The 14,845-nt window shown below is 60.3% G+C and carries 13 protein-coding genes, 1 tRNA gene and 1 riboswitch; of the genes, 6 read left to right on the top strand and 8 right to left on the bottom strand.

The genetic code is table 11. From position 1 onward, the window contains the following. Positions 1–295: 295 nt before the first annotated feature. Positions 296–508, bottom strand: coding sequence for a hypothetical protein (locus ISN39_RS00805; RefSeq protein WP_194730280.1), 213 nt, complete (start codon positions 506–508; stop codon positions 296–298). On the opposite strand from ISN39_RS00805, the gene ISN39_RS00800 reads away from it, so the two are divergent. Continuing rightward, positions 468–2,465 (top strand): methyl-accepting chemotaxis protein, encoded by a 1,998-nt coding sequence (locus ISN39_RS00800; protein WP_194730065.1) that lies wholly within the window; start codon positions 468–470, stop codon positions 2,463–2,465. The genes ISN39_RS00805 and ISN39_RS00800 overlap by 41 nt on opposite strands. A gap of 62 nt (positions 2,466–2,527) precedes the next feature. On the opposite strand, the gene ISN39_RS00795 is transcribed toward ISN39_RS00800, so the two are convergent. Next, positions 2,528–2,601, bottom strand: a tRNA-Gly gene (locus ISN39_RS00795). Positions 2,602–2,645: 44 nt separating this feature from the next. Then, positions 2,646–3,740, bottom strand: coding sequence for a 2'-deoxycytidine 5'-triphosphate deaminase (locus tag ISN39_RS00790; RefSeq protein WP_194728849.1), 1,095 nt, complete (start codon positions 3,738–3,740; stop codon positions 2,646–2,648). A gap of 73 nt (positions 3,741–3,813) precedes the next feature. After that, positions 3,814–3,892: riboswitch (SAM riboswitch) on the top strand. Positions 3,893–3,938: 46 nt separating this feature from the next. Between ISN39_RS00790 and ISN39_RS00785 the strand changes: the two genes are divergently transcribed. Continuing rightward, positions 3,939–5,123, top strand: coding sequence for an O-succinylhomoserine sulfhydrylase (locus ISN39_RS00785; RefSeq protein WP_194728848.1), 1,185 nt, complete (start codon positions 3,939–3,941; stop codon positions 5,121–5,123). 222 nt (positions 5,124–5,345) lie between these two features. Further along, a complete protein-coding gene (gene apaG, locus ISN39_RS00780) occupies positions 5,346–5,738 on the top strand; it encodes a Co2+/Mg2+ efflux protein ApaG (RefSeq protein ID WP_022713591.1) in 393 nt (130 codons plus the stop codon). On the opposite strand, the gene ISN39_RS00775 is transcribed toward apaG, so the two are convergent. From ISN39_RS00775 to ISN39_RS00765, 3 genes are all read right to left on the bottom strand, one after another. Then, positions 5,739–6,734, bottom strand: a complete 996-nt coding sequence (locus ISN39_RS00775) for an Hsp33 family molecular chaperone (RefSeq protein ID WP_194728847.1) — start codon at positions 6,732–6,734, stop codon at positions 5,739–5,741. Between the two features lie 93 nt (positions 6,735–6,827). Next, positions 6,828–7,745: an ornithine carbamoyltransferase gene (gene argF, locus ISN39_RS00770; protein WP_074066550.1), complete on the bottom strand. Its 918-nt coding sequence runs from the start codon at positions 7,743–7,745 to the stop codon at positions 6,828–6,830. 41 nt (positions 7,746–7,786) lie between these two features. Then, complete coding sequence (locus tag ISN39_RS00765; RefSeq protein WP_194728846.1) at positions 7,787–8,986, bottom strand: aspartate aminotransferase family protein; 1,200 nt, start codon at positions 8,984–8,986, stop codon at positions 7,787–7,789. 420 nt (positions 8,987–9,406) lie between these two features. Between ISN39_RS00765 and ISN39_RS00760 the strand changes: the two genes are divergently transcribed. Beyond that, a complete protein-coding gene (locus ISN39_RS00760; protein ID WP_074066548.1) occupies positions 9,407–9,940 on the top strand; it encodes a GcrA family cell cycle regulator in 534 nt (177 codons plus the stop codon). Between the two features lie 107 nt (positions 9,941–10,047). Here the strand turns inward: ISN39_RS00760 and phoR are convergent, their stop codons facing one another. Beyond that, entirely contained in the window at positions 10,048–11,268 is a 1,221-nt protein-coding gene (gene phoR, locus ISN39_RS00755; protein ID WP_194730064.1) for a phosphate regulon sensor histidine kinase PhoR, read from the bottom strand. A gap of 232 nt (positions 11,269–11,500) precedes the next feature. Between phoR and ppk2 the strand changes: the two genes are divergently transcribed. Next, positions 11,501–12,382, top strand: a complete 882-nt coding sequence (gene ppk2, locus ISN39_RS00750) for a polyphosphate kinase 2 (RefSeq protein WP_194728845.1) — start codon at positions 11,501–11,503, stop codon at positions 12,380–12,382. A 3-nt stretch (positions 12,383–12,385) separates the two neighbouring features. Here ppk2 and ISN39_RS00745 read toward each other — a convergent pair whose 3' ends face one another. After that, the gene (locus ISN39_RS00745; RefSeq protein WP_194728844.1) at positions 12,386–13,570 is read right to left on the bottom strand and encodes a regulator; all 1,185 of its coding nucleotides are present in this window, start codon (positions 13,568–13,570) and stop codon (positions 12,386–12,388) included. 280 nt (positions 13,571–13,850) lie between these two features. On the opposite strand from ISN39_RS00745, the gene ISN39_RS00740 reads away from it, so the two are divergent. Beyond that, positions 13,851–14,810, top strand: coding sequence for a nitronate monooxygenase family protein (locus ISN39_RS00740; RefSeq protein WP_194728843.1), 960 nt, complete (start codon positions 13,851–13,853; stop codon positions 14,808–14,810). Positions 14,811–14,845 lie beyond the last annotated feature (35 nt).

Genomic DNA, 14,845 nt, shown 5'->3' with positions numbered 1-14,845 from the left:
TAGCCGATCCTTTCGGCATCGATCTCTTCACCGTCTTCTGGGGCTACCCTCTTCATTCAGATGACAGCGGCAAACAGGCGACCCGGCTGCGATGGATCGGGCGCCGCTCGGCTGGCTCATGCTGTCCGCCACCGCGTGGCGGGCCGTGCTAGAAGCCCCGGACGAACCCCTTCTTCCGGACAACACGCCTCATACACCGAGCGAGATTCCAGCATAGGAAATTGCACGAAATGCGCGCCTCGAATTACTGGGGATCGGCTTTGAACGTTAGGCCACCGTTAAGCAATATCGATTCTTATGCCGCAGACGACGACGGCTTTTTTTCAGCCGGCTGCATGACGCGGACGTCGAGCCTCACCAGATCATTTCGAACATGCCGCAGCTCTATGCCGAGTTTCGAACCATTGATTTTCCAGAATACCGGGCAAGCAGAAGGCCTAAGAAAGCGGGTATTTTCCATGCGAACACTGCTGAAGAACCTGAAAATACGAACCAAGATCATGTCCATCCTCATGCTTCTGGGGGTGATCGCCATGGGCGGTTTGATTTACGTCATCACCGAGTTCCGTCATGCGGATGCGACATACAGCGCCTTCATCGACCATGAAGCATTGGCGGCCATGCAAGGCTCGCGCGCCAGCGCGTCTGTCGTCGCCGCCGTGCTGCAGACCACGAGGCTGGCGAGCCTGAAGGCGGGCACGCCCGCTTTCCATACCGCGCTTTCCACACCGAGCAAGCTGCCGCAAGCGCGTGACCGTCTTAACGAGGCGGCCGTTCTGGTGCCCAGCCGTAAGCCGGCGATAGACGATATTCTCAGCGGAATCGCCGAAATAGAAACGATTTCAAGCAAGGTTGCCGAAATGAGCAAGTCTGGCGACAGCGCCGGAGCCCAAATTGCGGCCGCTCAGCTGAACGCCAAGCTCACCGTACTGACACCGAAGATGACGGCGAATAACGATGCCTTGATGTCGATGCTCAACGATGGCGGGGACGCCGTTTCGGCAAGCGTCAATGACCGCATCAATCTCTGCCTTGCGATAATCGCGGCGGCCGTTATCGGCGCCATCGCGCTCGGCATCGTCATCGCACAGGCCGGCATCACGTCGCCGATGGCGAAGCTTCGTGAGCGAATGACACGCCTTGCCGAAGGCGAGACCGACGGCGATGTACCGGGCCTCGAGCGCCGCGACGAAGTGGGCCAGATGGCCGAAGCGCTCGAAGTTTTCCGCACCAACGCGATCGAGCGCATCCAGCTCGGAGCCCAGGCGGAAGTCGATCGCAACCTGACCGATGGCGAACGCCGCGAGCGCGAAGCCCAGAAGGCTCGCGAAGCGGCGGAATTATCCGGCGCGGCAGAGGCGCTCGGCGACGGGCTGCGCCGTCTCGCATCGGGCGATCTTGCCTCGCATATCGATGTTCCGTTCGCAGAACATCTCGATGGATTGCGCCAAGACTTCAACCATTCGGTCGAAAAGCTGAACGAGGCCATGCGTACAGTCGGCGCCAATGCGCGGGCGATCGGCGCGGGGGCGAATGAAATCCGTTCATCGGCCGACGAACTTTCGAAGCGCACGGAGCAGCAGGCCGCATCGGTGGAGGAAACCGCTGCCGCGCTGGAACAGATCACAACGACTGTAAAGGACGCCGCCCGCCGCGCGCAGGAAGCAAGCGAACTCGTTGCCCGCACCCGCGCAGGCGCCGAGAAGTCCGGCGAAGTCGTCCGCCATGCCGTCAAGGCGATGCAGCAGATCGAGCAGTCCTCGGCCGAGATCAGCAATATCATCGGCGTGATCGACGACATCGCCTTCCAGACGAACCTGCTCGCCCTGAATGCCGGCGTCGAGGCAGCACGTGCAGGCGAAGCGGGCAAGGGCTTTGCGGTCGTCGCTCAGGAAGTGCGCGAACTGGCGCAACGTTCGGCGAATGCGGCAAGGGAGATCAAGTCGCTGATCACCAATTCCGGCACACATGTCCAGACCGGCGTTGCCCTTGTCGGCGAAACGGGCAAGGCGCTCGACGCCATCGTTCATGAGGTGCAGGAGATCAACCAGCACGTCCACGCGATCGCGGAGGCTTCCCGTGAGCAATCGACAGGCCTGCAGGAAATCAATACGGCCGTGAACACCATGGACCAGGGCACACAGCAGAATGCCGCCATGGTCGAAGAGAGCACGGCAGCAAGCCACAGCCTGGCAACGGAGGCCGCCGCGCTGAACGAACTGCTAGGCCAGTTCAAGCTGAGCGGAACGGATAGCTTCATCGCAGCGGCGCGTCCGATGCCGCAAGCACCAGCACGGCCTGCGGTGACCCGTCCGGCGCCGGTATCAAAACCCGCAATCCGCGTGGCGACAGTGAGCACGCGGCCCGCCGCTTCGCCTGCACGCGCACTTGGCCAGACGCTTGCCGGTGCATTCGGCATGAACAGCGCTTCGGAAAACAAGGACGCCGATTGGACAGAATTTTGAGAGCGGGCGGCTAGAGCCCGCCCAATCGTTTATAGGCGTCCCACCTGTGGATCGTGAGCAGCTGGAGCGGGTGAAGGGAATCGAACCCTCGTATTCAGCTTGGGAAGCTGCTGCTCTACCATTGAGCTACACCCGCGATGACGGAAGCCTTCCAACAGATGGGTGGCGGTGTCAAGGCTCTCAGATGCGGAAGTGCTTCGAGAGTTTCAAACCCTGGGCCTGGTAGTTCGATCCAAGGCCGGAGCCATAAAGGCTTTCGGGTTTCTCCAGCATGTGCTCGTAAACCAGGCGGCCGACGATCTGGCCGTCCTCGAGGATGAAGGGCACTTCATGGCTGCGGACTTCGAGAACGGCGCGGCTGCCCATGCCGCCGGCAGGCGCGTGGCCGAAGCCTGGATCGAAGAAGCCGGCGTAATGCACGCGAAACTCGCCGACGAGCGGATCGAAGGGCGTCATTTCGGCTGCGTAGTGCGGCGGAACGTGCACGGCCTCGCGCGAAACGAGGATATAGAACTCATCCGGATCGAGGATCAATTCGTTGCGACCGCGGCTGTAAAGCGGCTCCCAGAAATCGAAGATATCGTGCTCGGCCTTCTTATCGACATCGACGACGGCCGTGTGATGCTTGCCGCGGTAGCCGATCAGGCCATCCTTGTCGCCTGCCAGGTCGATCGACAGCGCAATGCCGCCACCTGAAACGTTCGGCTTGGCGCTTGCGACCAGCGTTTCCGCATCATGCAGCGCCTGCAGTTCCGGCTCGCCGAGAATCGAATACCCAACCCGGAACCGTATCTGCGAGAGGCGCGAGCCACGGCGCACGACGACGGGGAACGTGCGCGGGCTGATTTCCAGATAGAGCGGGCCAGAATAACCGGCAGGAATCTTGTCGAATTCCTGCGCGTAATCGGTAATGACACGGGTGAAGATGTCGAGGCGGCCAGTCGAGCTCTTCGGGTTGGCCGAGGCGGACATTTCAGCCGGAAGATCGAGCCGCTCCATGAGAGGCACGATATAGACGCAACCCGTTTCGAGCACGGCACCTTCGGAGAGGTCGATGACGTGCAGGCTCAGCCGGTCGAGCTTGTCGGCAACGAGATGCGAGGGACCCGGCATGAAACTTGCCCGGACGCGGAACGCCTTGGCGCCCAGGCGCAGGTCCAGGCTGGCCGGCTGGATCTGATCGCGATCCAGTTCCCGCTCACTCGTGAGGCGGCCCGTTTCAAACAGCGCAGCAATTGCGCGATCGGCCAAGATTCCAGTTTCGCGAGCCATCATGCTCCATCCATAATTTGCCTCAGACAAAACCAAACTCAAGGAATTGACGCAAGAAGCTAACAGCAGTATTGCAGCTTTATCCCGTGGTGATTTGGCCGGTCGGCTTGCAGCCACGTTAAAGAAGTGGCTAAAAAGACCGGGTATGAAACCGGTCTGCTTTTGCGGCCGGTTTTTTTGTTGTTTGAAGGTGGTGATGGCATGAGCAAGACTTGGCGCCCGGCAACCCAACTCGTTCACGAAGGGACGCTGCGCTCGCAATATGGCGAGACTTCGGAAGCGATCTTCCTGACGCAAGGTTTCGTCTATGATACCTCTGAAGCGGCGGAAGCCCGGTTCAAGGGTGAGACGGACGGCTTCATCTATGCCCGATACGGAAGCCCGACCAACGATATGTTCGAAAAGCGGATGTGCGCGCTCGAAGGCGCCGAAGACGCCCGCGCCACCGCTTCCGGCATGGCTGCTGTCACCGCGGCGATCCTCTGCCAGTTGAAGGCCGGCGACCATATCGTTGCCGCCCGCGCGCTCTTCGGCTCCTGCCGATGGGTGGTCGAAACGCTTGCGCCGAAATACGGCATCGAATGCACGCTCATCGACGGCCGCTATCTCGAAAACTGGGAGAAGGCGATCCGCCCGGCGACGAAGGTCTTCTTCCTCGAAAGCCCGACGAACCCTACGCTGGAAGTGGTCGACATCGCAGGCGTTGCCAAGCTCGCCGACGAGATCGGCGCCAAGGTGGTCGTCGACAACGTCTTCGCAACGCCGCTCTTCCAGAAGCCCCTGGAACTCGGCGCCCATATCGTCGTCTATTCCGCGACCAAGCATATCGACGGCCAGGGCCGCTGCCTCGGCGGCGTCGTGCTTTCCGATAAGGAATGGATCGACGAAAACCTGCACGACTACTTCCGCCACACGGGTCCGGCCATGTCGCCTTTCAATGCCTGGACGCTTCTGAAGGGCATCGAAACGCTGCCGCTGCGCGTCAAACAGCAGACAGCGAGTGCCGCCAGGATCGCGGACTTCCTTGCCGAACAGAAGCAAGTGGCCAAGGTGATTTATCCGGGCCGCAAGGATCATCCGCAGGCCGATATCATCGCCAAGCAGATGTCCGGCGGCTCGACACTCGTCGCATTCGAGCTGAAGGGCGGGAAGGAAGCAGCCTTCGCGTTGCAGAATGCGCTCGATATCATCAAAATCTCGAACAATCTCGGCGATTCCAAGAGCCTGATCACGCATCCGGCAACAACGACGCACAAGAACCTGAGCGATGACGCCCGCGCGGAATTAGGCATTTCGCCCGGCACCGTTCGCCTTTCGCTCGGCATCGAGGATGCTGATGACCTGATCGAAGATTTCGCTCAGGCTCTTTCAAAGGTTAAGTCCTGACCTGCGATAGCGACGGCCGGACCTTGCCGGTCCGGCCGCATGCTCCACCTAAGAAATGGCGCAAGAGCTTCGCTTTAATACGGGAATTAACTTCGAAAATTAGGATTAATGTTCGAAACGACGTGCAATCATCGCGGTTTGAAGGATGATGCATGTGCCGTTTCTTGACGGATCGAGCGCTGTATAAGATACGGGTAACATATCTTGGCTATGGTGTAAGGCATGTACCGCGCCCTCACACGAGATATCGAAGTTGTCGTCGAGCCCTTTTATCTGGAGGAGCAATCCGATCCGGATGATGATCGCTATGTCTGGGGCTACCGGATCGTGATCAGCAATAATTCGGACCTGACAGTACGGCTCATCAATCGCTACTGGAACATCACCGATCAGAACGGCCTGGTGGACGAGGTGACCGGTCCTGGGGTCGTCGGCGAGCAGCCCCGGCTGGAACCCGGCGACACCTACGAATACTCGTCCGGCTGTCCGCTCGATACGCCTTCCGGCCTCATGTTCGGGCACTACCAGATGGAAACGGAGGACGGCGAGCTTTTCGATGTCGAAATACCCGCCTTCTCGCTGGATTCTCCCGGGCTGCTCAGAGTGCTGAATTGATCATTCCGCAGCCGATGCGACTTCCACGACCTCAAACCGGTAGGTCGTGGAACAGAATTCGCAGGTAACGGCAATCTCGCCATTCTCCTGGCTGGCGTCGATCTCGTCGTCCGAAAAGCCCTTCAGCACATTCTTGATCTTATCGCGCGAGCAGCTGCAGCGGTCGAAAACTGCCCGGGTACTGAAAACACGCACGCCACGCTCGTGGAAGAGGCGAAAGAGCAGGCGTTCGATTCCGACTTGCGGATCCGTCAGTTCGTCCGCATCGATGGTGTCGACCAACGCGCGCGCTTCGGTCCAGGCGTCGTCTTCCTTGTGTGCCAGCGCGGCGTTATCGCCGTCGCCGCCGTGGAGGTCGGGCTGGCGCATGCGCTCCGGCGCTTCCGGCAAGAACTGCGCAACGAGACCGCCGGCGCGCCAGCGGTGGCGCGGCTTACCCGCCTCGTCGCGGTCAAACAATTCGGCGGCAGCCAGGCGGACGCGTGTCGGGATCTGCTCCGACTGACGGAAATACGTGCCGGCAATATCCTCAAGCGAGGTACCGTCGAGCGCGACGATGCCCTGATAGGGCTGGCTGAACTTACCCTGGTCGATGGTGAAAGCCAGCACGCCCTTGCCAAGAAGCTGTTCCGGCTCGGTTTGGCCGGCGGCGACTGCCTTGTCGAGCAGGGCCTGATCGAAGCGCGCATAGGCACGCACGTTCTCCGGCGTCGAGAAATCAGCGACGAGGAGATCGACAGGGCCATCGCCCTTGGTCTGCACCGTGAACTTGCCTTCGAACTTGAGCGACGTCCCGAGAAGCACCGTCAGCACAATGACTTCGGCGAGGAGCCGGGCAACGGGTGCCGGATAGTGATGGCGCTCGAGGATCGCATCCAGCATGGGACCGAGCTGGACGGCGCGGCCGCGCACATCGAGGCCCTCTACCTGGAACGGGACAACGTGATCATCACCGGCGAAATCGAACTCGCCGAGAGCACTTGCGGTTTCTGCCATGGTCTTACTCCTAGTAGTCCGAGCGGCAGACCAGAAGTCTTTCCACTCGCGCGGCCACGAGGCCATCAGGCCAAAGGTGGCGCCCAGTATGGTTCAGATCACACCCAGGCACCATGCAAGAATCGACTTTTGCGCGTGAAGACGGTTTTCCGCCTCATCGAAAACCACGGATTGCGGGCCGTCGATCACTTCGTCCGTCACTTCCTCACCACGATGGGCGGGCAGGCAATGCATGAACAATGCATCCTTGCCGGCCTTTGCCATCAAAGCCGCGTTGACCTGATAGGGCTGGAAAACGTTGTGACCGCGGGCCCGATGTTCCTGATTCATGGAGACCCAGGTATCGGTTACCACGCAATCGGCACCCTCGACCGCACGGTCGGCATCATGGCCAAGCATGATCTGGGCGCCCTCGTTGCGGGCCCAGTTCAGATAGTGATCCTTCGGCTCGGAACCAAGAGGCACGGCCATGTTCATGCGATAGCCAAAACGGGCAGCGCCTTCGACCAGCGAGTGCAGCACGTTATTGCCATCGCCGGTCCAGGCGATCGTCTTGCCCTTGACGGGACCGCGATGCTCCTCGAAGGTCATGATGTCGGCCATGATCTGGCAGGGGTGTGTGTCGTCCGTCAGCGCGTTGATGACCGGCACCGTCGCGCGTTCGGCAAGTTCCAGCATGCGGTGATGCTCCGTGGTGCGGATCATGATCGCGTCGACGTAACGCGAGAGCACCTTGGCGGTATCGCCGATCGCCTCCGCGCGGCCGAGCTGCATCTCCGTGCCGGAGAGAAAAAGCGTCTCGCCGCCAAGCTGGCGCATGCCGACATCGAAGGAAACGCGTGTGCGCGTCGAGGGCTTCTCGAAAATCATTGCCAGCATCTTGCCTGCGAGCGGCTTATCGCCCTTACCGGCCTTGAAGGCCTGCTTGCGTACGATCGCATCATCCATGATGGACCTGAGATCGGATGCGGTTACCGCCGAGAGATCGAGAAAGTGTTTGGGGGAAGCCATGTCGTTCTTACCTGTATGCCCCTTGAGAGGCGTCTATCCGTTCAAGCCGTCTTCTTGGTCTTTGCGGCGCGAATGCTTTCGGCAGCGCGTTCCACGCGGGCAAGCCCCTCGCGCGCTTCCTCCGCCGTGACGACCAGAGGCGGAAGGAGACGAATGACATTATCGCCCGCCGGAATGGCCAGAAGATGAGCAGCACGAATGGCCTGCAGCAGTTCGGAAGACGGGACGGCTGCCTTGATGCCGAGCATCAGGCCTTCGCCGCGCACATTCTCGATAACATCCGGATAGCGGTCCTTCAGCGAGGCAAGGCCCTGGCGGAAGACCAGCGCCACGTCGCGCACATGTTGCAGGAAACCGTCGGCCAGGATGACGTCAAGCACTGCGCTGCCCACCGCCATGGCAAGCGGATTGCCGCCATAGGTGGAACCATGCGTGCCGGCCTTCATGCCGGAAGCGGCATCCGCGGTCGCAAGGCAGGCGCCGAGCGGGAAGCCGCCGCCGATGCCCTTCGCCACCGCCATGATATCCGGCGTGACGCCGGACCATTCGTGGGCAAAGAGCTTGCCTGTGCGGCCGACGCCGGACTGAACCTCGTCAAGAATCAACAACAGGCCCTTCTCGTCGCAGAGTTGGCGGAGCGCCTTCATGAATTCGTTTGTCGCCGGACGAATACCGCCCTCACCCTGCACCGGCTCTATGAGGATGCCCGCCGTCGCATCCGTAACCGCGGCGCGGACCGCCTCGATATCGCCGAACGGAACCTGATCGAAACCCGGTGCCTTGGGGCCGAAGCCTTCGAGATACTTCTCCTGACCGCCGGCAGCGATCGTCGCCAGCGTACGGCCATGGAAAGCGCCTTCGAAGGTGATGATGTGGAAGCGTTCTGGATGGCCCTTGGAATACTGATAGCGGCGCGCGGTCTTGATCGCGCATTCCAGCGCCTCGGCCCCGGAATTGGTGAAAAACACCTTGTCGGCGAATGTGACGTCGGTCAGCCGCTTGGCAAGCGCTTCCTGGCCTGGAATTTCATAGATGTTCGACAGATGCCAAACCTTGTCGGCCTGCGCCTTCAGGGCTCCAACGACATGCGGGTTGCCGTGACCGACGGATGTTACGGCAACGCCTGCGCCAAAATCCAGATATCGCTCGCCGCCCTCGGTGATCAGCCACACGCCCTCACCTCGCTCGAACCGCAGAGGGGCGCGAGAATAGGTGTCATATAGCGGCGCGGCTTGAGCCATGGCGCGGTCTCCTGTCGTCGTTAGGGCAACCGGACTCCGGCTAAAAACCAGGCCCGAAAAATTAAAAATGCCGCCTTTCGGCGGCGAGGGCCACTATTTACGTTTCGCGCCGTAATGTCAACAAAACTGCGGATTTGGGCGCATGCGGCCGGCAGGCGATCAGGCGAGCTATTTATCAACAGCTAATGTTGCAGAAATGACTCGCTCGGGAAGCAAGTTGGGGAAAACTTGAAATTCGATTCATCCGGATTCCCGCGACTCTTGTCACGGAGTCAGCCTCACACTAGGTTAAAACTCAATTACTAGACTGCATGCGGCGGAACTAGTCACCACAATTGGTCAGGCGTTTCCTGCTTCGGACGTGTCCGGAGCAACGGTGAGGGATTCTGCCTTCACAACGCTAAACGGCGGAGACAGGGCATGAACTGGACAGACGAGCGTGTCGAAAAACTCAAGAAGCTTTGGTCCGAAGGGTTGAGCGCGAGCCAGATCGCGGCGCAACTCGGCGGAGTGAGCAGGAACGCGGTCATTGGCAAGGTCCACAGGCTTAGTCTTCCGGGCCGCGCCAAGGCCGGCGGCGCGACGACGACGGCACGCGCGCCGAAGCGCAACACTTCGGCTGTCCGCGCACCGAATTATGCATCGCGGATGGCGACCCGCACCGTCACGCGCCAGCAGGGCGCGACGATGCTCAAGGAAGAGGTCGAAATCGATCTCATGGAGGAGATGGACTATCGTCCGGCCACAAACGTTGTCGTGCCGATCTCCCGCCGTCTCGGTCTGACGGAACTCACGGAGCGTACCTGCAAGTGGCCGGTCGGCGACCCGCTGAAGGACGACTTCCACTTCTGCGGCTGCGACAGCCCGGACTCTTCCCCTTATTGCAGCTATCACCAGCGCCTTGCCTATCAGCCGGTCAACGAACGCCGCCGGACCGCAGCCCGCGCAAGCTGAGCCGGGTAAGTAAAAACGGAAACGGGTCCTCGCGGGCCCGTTTTTTTGCGTCTGGCAATCGAGACTTCGGCGTCAAATCCACGACCAATATTCCAGGGCTTACGTCGTCAGAAACGCACGGTAAACTCCGTTCCCTTACCGATTTCGGACTTGACGATCAGCCGTGCGCGGTGACGCGTCAGGATATGCTTGACGATCGCCAGACCGAGACCGGTGCCCTTTTTGGAGCGGCTATCCTCGATATTGACGCGATAAAACCGCTCCGTGAGGCGCGGCACATGCTCCGCGGGAATGCCCGGGCCCTTATCTTCGATGCTGACTTCAACCGCCTCACCGGATGCATTCTTGACGTGGACATCGACGACCTTGCCCTCCTGGCCGTACTTGCATGCATTCTCCATGAGATTTTCAAAAACCTGGACCAGTTCGTCGCGGTCTCCGAGAACCTCCGCCTTGCCCTCCGGCAGGTGCAGATTGATCTCGACTCCAACCTCCGTGGCAAGCGGCACCAGCGCGTCCCTGACATGGCCGAGCAGCGGCACGAGATCGACCTTCTCGTCCGGTGCGATGTGCGACTTGAGCTCAAGACGGGAAAGCGAGAGAAGATCGTCGACAAGGCGGCTCATGCGAGTGGTCTGGTCGAACATGATGCCCAGGAAGCGCTCCTGCGCCTTCGGATCATTCTTTGCCGGGCCTTGGATCGTCTCGATGAAACCGCGGAGCGACGCAAGCGGAGTCCGCAGCTCATGGCTGGCATTGGCGACAAAATCCGACCGCATGCGATCGATACGCCGCACCTCGGAGATATCGCGGAACGAAAGCAAGAAGAAGCGCTCGCCATTCCCGGTACCGCCGAGGTCGATCGGCGCGCTGCGAACAATATAGACGCGCTCCGACGGCAGGCGCTCGGAATGCTCGATCTGGTTGGGAGCGTTGGTGGCGATCGTCTCTCCCACCATGTCCAGAATGCCCGGCGAGCGCAGGCGTGCAGAAATATGCGCCCCGATCACCACTTCGCCAAAGGCCTTTTCCGCGGCGCGGTTCTGGAAGAGAACGGAGGCATCGCCTGAGAGGAGCATCACGGGTATATCGAGGCCAGCCAGCGTTGCGGAGACGGCGGGCAGCAGACTCGCTGGCGCTTCCGGTTCGACTTCCGGCGGTTCCGCAAGCTTTGCCTGCACGGCCGGCATGCTGTTTAGAAGCACAATGGCGATCATTAAGACAAGAAGCGCCAGCACCGCCCACTTGTTCATGCCGGCCGCAAGCGCAACGAGGCCAATGACGATCGCCGCGAGCAAAACCGTTCGCTGCTGCCGTATGCGGGCCATGAGCCCCGTTGTCCATGGCATTTCGTCTTCCAAGTGTTCCTCGCCCGGTCGAGTCGTTCTTATGTTCAAACTCTGCCTGATAGCCGTGATTCATGACAGAAGTTTTCCGCCGCTGCCATTTGCCGCAAAAGCGGCAACCGATACACACAGGAATTTTGCCTGCCGCAGCGGATTTGATTTTCAATGAAAAATATGATCGCCTGCGAAGAAAGCCACAGGCGGAGAAGGAAATATGGCCGAAGCTGTCGAAAGCCGCGCGGTTGAACTGGACATCAGGGGCAAGAAGCGCGTCTTCGATGTCGACGATCCGGTGCTTCCGGACTGGATCGATGAAGAGGCGCTGGAATCGGGGGATTTCCCTTACAAGAAAAAGCTGAAAGAGGAAGAGTATCTCGAAGAGCTGGAAAAGCTGCAGATCGAACTGGTCAAAGTGCAGTTCTGGCTGCAGGCGACCGGCATACGGGTGATGGCGCTCTTTGAAGGCCGCGACGCGGCCGGCAAGGGCGGCGCCATCTCGGCCTCCTCCGCCCACATGAACCCGCGCCTTGCCCGCGTCGTCGCACTCGCCAAGCCGAATGACCGCGAACTCGGCCAATGGTATTTCCAGCGCTACATCGCCCAGTTTCCGACGGCCGGCGAGTTCGTTCTCTTTGACCGCTCCTGGTACAACCGCGCAGGTGTCGAACCGGTCATGGGGTTTTGCACGCCCAAGCAATATGAGGATTTTCTCAAGCAAGCGCCGCAGCTGGAAAAGATCATTGCCCACGAAGGCATTCACTTCTTCAAGTTCTATCTGGATATCGGCCGCGAGATGCAACTCAAGCGCTTCCACGACCGCAGGCACGATCCGCTGAAGGTATGGAAGCTTTCATCGATGGATATCGCGGCGCTCACCAAATGGGGCGACTACAGCGACAAACGCGAGCGGATGCTCGAGGCGACGCATACGGAATTTGCGCCCTGGACGGTCATCCGCGCTAACGACAAACGCCGCGCGCGGCTCAACCTCATCCGTCACATGCTGAAGAAAATGGATTACGACGGAAAGGACGACAAGGCGATTGGCGATCTCGACGACAAGATCATTGGCGCGGGGTCCGGCTTTCTCAAATAAGGGTCACTGCCCCGGCAGGATGCGCACGGCGTAGAGGTTGATGCCTCGCGCCTTGCCGTCGACATCGCTGTTGATCATCAGCCTGCCATCGCCACTCGGCGCCAACGACCGGTCGAAGGTAACCTGAAGCAGAGCGTCGGACTTTTCGCGGGTGACGCTGAACCGATGTCGGGCGCAATTGCCGAGCGTCTGGAAATTGCATTCGACCATCACCTGCGTCGGCTCGTCGCTCGTCGATTGCAACGTGATCGCGATCGTCGAGGATTTGCCGGCGAGCTCTCGAAGTACGTCTTTCGGAACGCTGATGCCGATATTGCCATCGGCGCCGTTGCTTTCCGAGATCAAACGAACGGCCGGACCATCGTTTTCGGCGATGTTTTCCGTCCGTGCCCGCGGGCCGCTTTCGATCTTGGCAGCGTCCGAAGGCTTGAATATCTCGATCCATTCCGCAGAAAAGCTGTTCTGCGGGTCGATCGTGACCGGCTGATCGACATGCGGCGCCGTGTTCGCAGCACCTTCGTCCGCACCGTCGAAGTCTTCCGGCTCGGTACTGGCAGGCGGATTGGCGACGCTGGTGTCGCGCTCGGCCGCCGTCAGGAAGAGGCCGGATTTATAAGCCCACCAGGCGCCCATGCCGATGAAGGCGATCAGCACGCACCAGACAAGCAGCCGCGAGAAGAATTTTCGCGGCTTGCGGCGCTTTGCAGCCCCCTCCGGGCGGAAATCCAAATGGGCGGAAGGGCGGCTTTCGAGCGCTAGGCCTTCGCCGGTCTGAGGCGCAGCGCCGAGATGATCGGACGCAGCGGCATGGACGTCATCAAGCCTCGACTCGTCGTAGGCAGGCCTTGCCGAATAGCCTCGTGTTTCACCGCCGACCTGAGGCGCGTCATGTTCGAAGCGCTCGTCGTGCCTGACCGGCGGCGGGATTTCGGCGACGGGCGGAACAGGCACTTCCGGTGGACCCTGGCGCGGATGCAGGCGCTCGCGTTCTTCGGCCTCGATCATGTGAATGGTCGTTTCGAGCCGATGACGATGATGCGCAATCGCTTCCCGGTCGGTGATATCCTGCTTGCGAAGGCCGGCCTCCAGCGCCTGGCGGGCCGATTGATAAATCCTTGCACGGACTTCCGGATTATCGCGATCGGAGTTGTTAAGCGCCGTTCTGATTGCCGTTTCTAATCCGCTCACATCCGATCCTTCATGCTGGCATCAGGCATCACGCTGAAATCTTTACAAATGCCTAACAAAACTCGGTAGCGTCAATGGTTGAAAACCGCAAGTCTTGCGGCTGGCAGCATTTCGCATCGCGAGCAATAAATATGCCCCTTCCCCCGCCCTTGCCCATTTATCTCGCCAACTAAATCTCTGCGGAATCGACAGCTTGGCACTCAAGCATGCTCTTTTCCTCGCTCATCAAGTCTGCTATCAGATTGACGTTTTCGTAAACGTCAATTGAATGGTGAACGCGATGTCCCTTCCCAAAATCCTTACGGAAAACCTGAGACTGCCGGTCCTTGCTTCACCGCTCTTTATCATCTCCCATCCGGCCCTGACGCTGGCGCAATGCAAGGCGGGCGTAATCGGCGCTTTTCCGGCACTGAACGCCCGGCCGGAAAGCCAGCTCGACGAATGGCTGGCAATGATCACCGAAGGCATCGCGGCCCACAACGCCGCCAATCCGGACAGGCCGGCAGCACCCTTTGCCGTCAACCAGATCGTCCACATGTCGAACAAGCGGCTGGAGCACGACCTGCGCCTCTGCGTCAAATACAAGGTGCCGATCGTGATCTCTTCGCTCGGTGCCGTGCCCGAGGTGAATGCGGCCGTACACTCCTATGGCGGCATCGTGCTCCACGACGTCATCAACAACCGCCATGCCAATTCGGCGATTAGGAAGGGTGCCGATGGCCTGATTGCGGTAGCGGCGGGCGCCGGTGGGCATGCCGGCACGCTGTCACCCTTCGCTCTGGTACAGGAAATCCGTGAATGGTTCGACGGGCCGCTGCTTTTGGCAGGCGCAATCGCCACCGGCGGCGCGATCCTTGCAGCACAGGCGATGGGTGCAGACATGGCCTATATCGGAACGCCGTTCATCGCGACCGAGGAAGCGCGCGCCGCCGACGCCTACAAGCAGGCGATCGTCGCGGGCGCTGCAAACGACATCGTCTATTCCAATTATTTCACCGGCGTGCATGGCAATTACCTGAAACCATCGATCCAGGCCGTTGGCCTCGACCCGGACAACCTCCCGGTAGCGGACCCATCGAAGATGGATTTCGAGCAGGCAGTCGGCGGCGCGAAGGCCTGGAAAGACATCTGGGGCAGCGGCCAGGGCATCAGCGCGATCAAGGCGGTTGAGCCGGTCGCCAAGCTCGTTGACAGGCTGGAAAGCGAATACCGGGCAGCGCGCACACGCCTCGCGCTCTGAGCCGCGCCACGTTCCACAGCGGAGCGTCTTTTTTT

The organism is Rhizobium sp. 007 (assembly GCF_015353075.1).
In the GTDB taxonomy this organism is placed as follows: domain Bacteria; phylum Pseudomonadota; class Alphaproteobacteria; order Rhizobiales; family Rhizobiaceae; genus Rhizobium.
This window is presented reverse-complemented; position numbering and strand designations above follow the sequence as displayed.